A 4,441-nucleotide genomic window follows, 5' to 3' on the forward strand; every position below is an offset into this window, starting at 1 on the left:
CGGCGGAGTTCGCCGCTGCGACGCCGTATCACTACTCGTCGTATGACGAGGAGAGCGAGGTCGCCACTCGGGACAGGCCTGCGGTGATCATTCTCGGCAGTGGCCCTAATCGGATCGGTCAGGGGATCGAGTTCGACTACTCCTGTGTGCACGCGGCGATGGCGCTGCATGAGGCCGGATACGAGACCGTCATGGTCAACTGCAACCCGGAGACCGTGTCCACTGACTATGACACGGCGGACCGGCTGTACTTCGAGCCGTTGACGCTGGAGGACGTCCTTGAGGTGGTGCACGCCGAGTCGGCGGCCGGGCCGGTGGCTGGGGTGATCGTTCAGCTGGGCGGGCAGACCCCGCTCGGCCTCGCTAAAGCACTCGAGGGGGCGGGTGTGCCGATTGTGGGTACCTCGCCGGCCGCGATCGATCTGGCCGAGGAACGTGGCGCGTTCGGCCGGGTGTTGCACGCGGCCGGGTTGCCCGCCCCGAAGCACGGTCTGGCGGCCTCGTTCGACGAAGCCCGCGAGGTGGCGGCTGATATCGGGTACCCGGTGCTGGTGCGCCCGTCGTATGTGCTCGGCGGGCGGGGGATGGAGATCGTCTACGACGAGGGCTCCCTGGCTGACTACATCACCCGGGCCACTGAAGCCTCACCGCAGCATCCGGTCCTGGTCGACCGGTTCCTCGATGACGCCGTCGAAATTGATGTCGACGCCCTGTTCGACGGGGCCGAGTTGTATCTGGGCGGGGTGATGGAACACATCGAGGAAGCCGGGATCCATTCCGGTGACTCCGCCTGTGCGCTGCCGCCCACCACACTCGGACGGGATGAGCTCCTGCGCATCCGAGCGTCCACGGAGGCGATCGCCAAAGGTGTCGGCGTCAAGGGCCTGTTGAACGTGCAGTACGCCCTGGCCGGTGACGTGCTCTACGTGCTGGAGGCCAACCCGCGCGCGTCGCGCACGGTGCCGTTCGTGTCCAAGGCCACCGCCGTGCCGCTGGCGAAAGCCGCCGCACGTGTGATGCTCGGCGCGAGCATCGACCAACTCCGCCAAGAGGGCATTCTCCCCGCACAGGGTGATTGTGTCGATCTACCCGACGACGCCCCCGTGGCCGTGAAAGAGGCCGTGATGCCGTTCAACCGGTTCCGCAGCCCGGACGGGCGCTCCGTGGACACGCTGCTCGGCCCCGAGATGCGCTCGACCGGCGAAGTCATGGGCATCGACCAGCACTTCGGCACCGCCTTCGCCAAATCCCAGGTCGCCGCGTTCGGCCCGCTCCCCACACAAGGCACGATCTTCGTCTCATTGGCCAACCGCGACAAACGACACATGATCTTCCCCGTCAAACGCCTCGCCGACCTCGGCTTCAACATCCTCGCCACCGCCGGCACCGCAGAGGTACTACGACGCAACGGCGTCACCGCCGAAGTCGTGCGCAAACGCTGGACCGGCCACGAACCCGACGGCACCCCCACCATCATCGGACGCATCCTCAACCAAGACGTCGACCTCATCATCAACACCCCCAGCGGCACCACCACCGCAGGCAACCCACGCGCCGACGGCTACGAAATCCGCACCGCCGCCATCCAAGCCAACGTCCCCTGCGTCACCACGGTGCAGGGCCTCGCCGCCGCCGTCCACGGCATCGAATCGCTACGCGCGGGCACCGAGAGCGTCCGATCGCTGCAGTCCTGGGCTGCGACGGGGTCGCTGAGCGCCGCCGGTCCGGCTCGGGACGGTGTGAATGACGAGCGCACGGGCGCGCCGGCATGATGCTGTACCGGAGGCTGTTCGACTCCGCGCTGACCCGGGTGGATCCGGAGGCCGCGCATCATCTGGCGATGACGGCGATGCGGGCGGCTGCTGTGCTGCCGGGCGCGCGGCGCGTTGCCTGGCGCAGAATGTCGCCGAGGGACCCGGAATTGGCGGTCGACGCCCTTGGCCTCCGATTCCCCGGTCCTGTCGGGGTGGCGGCCGGGTTCGATAAGAACGCCGTCGCCATCGACGCACTGGGCGCGCTCGGGTTCGCGTTCGTGGAGGTCGGCACCGTGACCGGGCGCGCGCAGTCCGGCAACCCGAAGCCGCGCCTGCACCGGCTCGTCTCGGATCGGGCCATCGTCAACCGGATGGGGTTCAACAACGACGGCGCTGCGGCGGTGGCGGCCCGGCTTGCCAGACGTCGTCGACGGCGGTCGGCGTTACCCGTCGTCGTGGGGGTGAACATCGGCAAGACCAAGGTCGTGCCGGAGAGCGAGGCTATCGCCGACTATGAAGCGAGCGCCCGGTTGCTGGCGCCCTATGCGGACTACCTCGTAGTGAACGTCAGCTCTCCCAACACGCCGGGCCTGCGCGATCTGCAGGCGGTGGACCATCTCCGCCCGCTGCTGAGCGCAGTGCGGCGCCAGGCGGACGCCGTCACGGTGAATCGTGCCGAGAGCAGCGTGGGCGGTCCTGGCCGCGCTCCGACGAGGCGGGTCCCGCTCCTGGTGAAGATCGCTCCGGACCTCAGCGACGACGATGTGCTGGCGGTGGCCGACCTGGCGCTCGAACTGGGGCTGGACGGGATCATCGCGACCAATACGACGATCTCGCGCGACGGTCTCTCGTCGACGCCGGGCGATGTCGAGAGAGCCGGCGCCGGCGGGCTCTCGGGGGCGCCGCTCGCGAAACGCGCGCTGGAGGTCCTGCTGCTGCTCAGCACTCGTCTCGATGAGAAGGCCCCGGCCACGGGCGAAGGACACCGCCCGACGCTGATCGCCGCCGGCGGCATCGAGAACGCGCACGACGTGCTGGAACGGCTCCGGGCCGGAGCGACGCTGGTCCAGGCTTATACAGCCTTCGTCTATGGCGGTCCGGCCTGGCCGATGCGGATCCACCGCGAGCTCGCCGAGCTAGGGCGTGTCTGATGGATCCATGGCCTACTGCCGAGATCCATCAGACACGCCCTAGTGAACGCCCGTCGTGACACTGACGGACGTCGCACGCAGGCTGGTCGGTCGGGCTCGTGCGACATGCGGCCCGAAGGCGGGCGATGGCCGTGCGCCGGCGATGAGAACGTGTCCGGTGTGAGGAGGCAACGGTGACGGAACAGAGAGGCGACGGGGTGACGTTCGGATCCCGCTTGTTCGAGGCAATGCGCGACCGAGGGCCCCTGTGCGTGGGGATCGATCCGCACGCGAGTTTGCTCAGGGAGTGGGGCCTCGGCGACGACGTGGCCGGCCTGGAACGGTTCTGCCGGACCGTGGTGGACGCTCTGGCCGGGGACGTGGCGATCTTCAAACCACAGTCGGCCTTCTTCGAGCGGCACGGTTCACGGGGGATAGCCGTCCTGGAGCGCCTGCTGACCGAGCTGCGGTCGGCAGGAGCCTTGGTGTTGATGGATGCGAAACGAGGCGATATCGGCTCCACGGTGCAGGCTTACGCTGACGCGTACCTCGACCCGTCGTCGTCGTTGTGCGCGGACGCGGTCACTGCCTCCCCATACTTGGGGTTCGGCTCGCTGCAGCCGTTGATCGACACGGCGCTCGCACACGGCAACGGAGTGTTCGTGCTCGCGAGAACCTCAAACCCGGAAGGCGGGGAGGTGCAACATGCGTGTGGCCCGGACGGCCGGACTGTCGCCGAGACCATCTTCGACCATGTGCGGAGGGTCAACGCCGGGGAGCGACCGTTTGGCAGCATCGGATGTGTTGTCGGCGCGACCGGCGGTCGCGCGGGAACAGACGGTGTAGATGGGGAGAAACTGCGCGTCAACGGCCCGCTCCTGGCTCCAGGGATCGGTGCGCAGGGCGCACAGGTAAGCGACCTGAAGGGCGTCTTCGGGCCTGTTCTGTCGTGCGTTCTGCCATCCGTGTCGCGAGAAATTCTGCGCTGCGGTCCAGATTCCGCCGCGCTCAGTGCCAGCGCGTTTGCATTGAACGCCCAGGTCAAAGAGATGTTGATCGAGAAGTGAAGAATCCACGTCAAGACGTGACGCGACACGTGACAAGAAAATCGGGTGTCGGTGCGTGCGCTCCTGTCGAGTAGGGGTACCGTGGTCACGTTGCTGACCTGGTGGTTCACCCGCTAGGTTCCAGTTTGTTGATACTGTCCGCTATCCGATCGACACAACAGAGGTGACCCGCTCGTGGCGCTCCCAAACTTGACTCCAGAACAGCGCGCGGCCGCTCTCGAGAAGGCTGCTGAGGCCCGCAGGGAGCGGGCAGAGGTCAAGAACCGGCTCAAGAATGCCGGTGCCAAGCTCAGTGACATCCTGAAGGAGGGAGAGACCAACGAGGTCATCGGCAAGATGAAGGTCTCCGCCCTGCTCGAGTCACTGCCGGGTGTGGGCAAGGTCCGCGCCAAGCAGATTATGGAAGAGATCGGCATCGCAGAGACACGTCGTGTGCGTGGACTGGGTGCCAATCAGCAGGCTGCGCTCATCGAGCGTTTCAGCGGTTGAG

General features: G+C 67.1%; 4 protein-coding genes. All 4 read left to right on the forward strand.

Annotation, left to right across the window (positions count from 1 at the left end; all coding sequences use genetic code 11):
- A partial coding sequence (gene carB, locus ELR45_RS41345; protein WP_240760020.1) for a carbamoyl-phosphate synthase large subunit occupies positions 1 to 1,772 on the forward strand: 1,772 nt, incomplete at its 5' end.
- The gene (locus tag ELR45_RS21810; RefSeq protein WP_129668299.1) at positions 1,772 to 2,905 is read left to right on the forward strand and encodes a quinone-dependent dihydroorotate dehydrogenase; all 1,134 of its coding nucleotides are present in this window, start codon (positions 1,772 to 1,774) and stop codon (positions 2,903 to 2,905) included. The genes carB and ELR45_RS21810, both read left to right, overlap by 1 nt.
- Before the next feature lie 173 nt (positions 2,906 to 3,078).
- The gene (gene pyrF / locus ELR45_RS21815) at positions 3,079 to 3,951 is read left to right on the forward strand and encodes an orotidine-5'-phosphate decarboxylase (RefSeq protein ID WP_240760021.1); all 873 of its coding nucleotides are present in this window, start codon (positions 3,079 to 3,081) and stop codon (positions 3,949 to 3,951) included.
- A gap of 174 nt (positions 3,952 to 4,125) precedes the next feature.
- The gene (mihF, locus tag ELR45_RS21820) at positions 4,126 to 4,440 is read left to right on the forward strand and encodes an integration host factor, actinobacterial type (RefSeq protein WP_129668225.1); all 315 of its coding nucleotides are present in this window, start codon (positions 4,126 to 4,128) and stop codon (positions 4,438 to 4,440) included.
- The last annotated feature ends 1 nt before the right edge of the window (position 4,441 follow it).

Origin of the sequence: Phytoactinopolyspora endophytica (genome assembly GCF_004138495.1) — a bacterium.
Lineage (GTDB): Bacteria > Actinomycetota > Actinomycetes > Jiangellales > Jiangellaceae > Phytoactinopolyspora > Phytoactinopolyspora endophytica.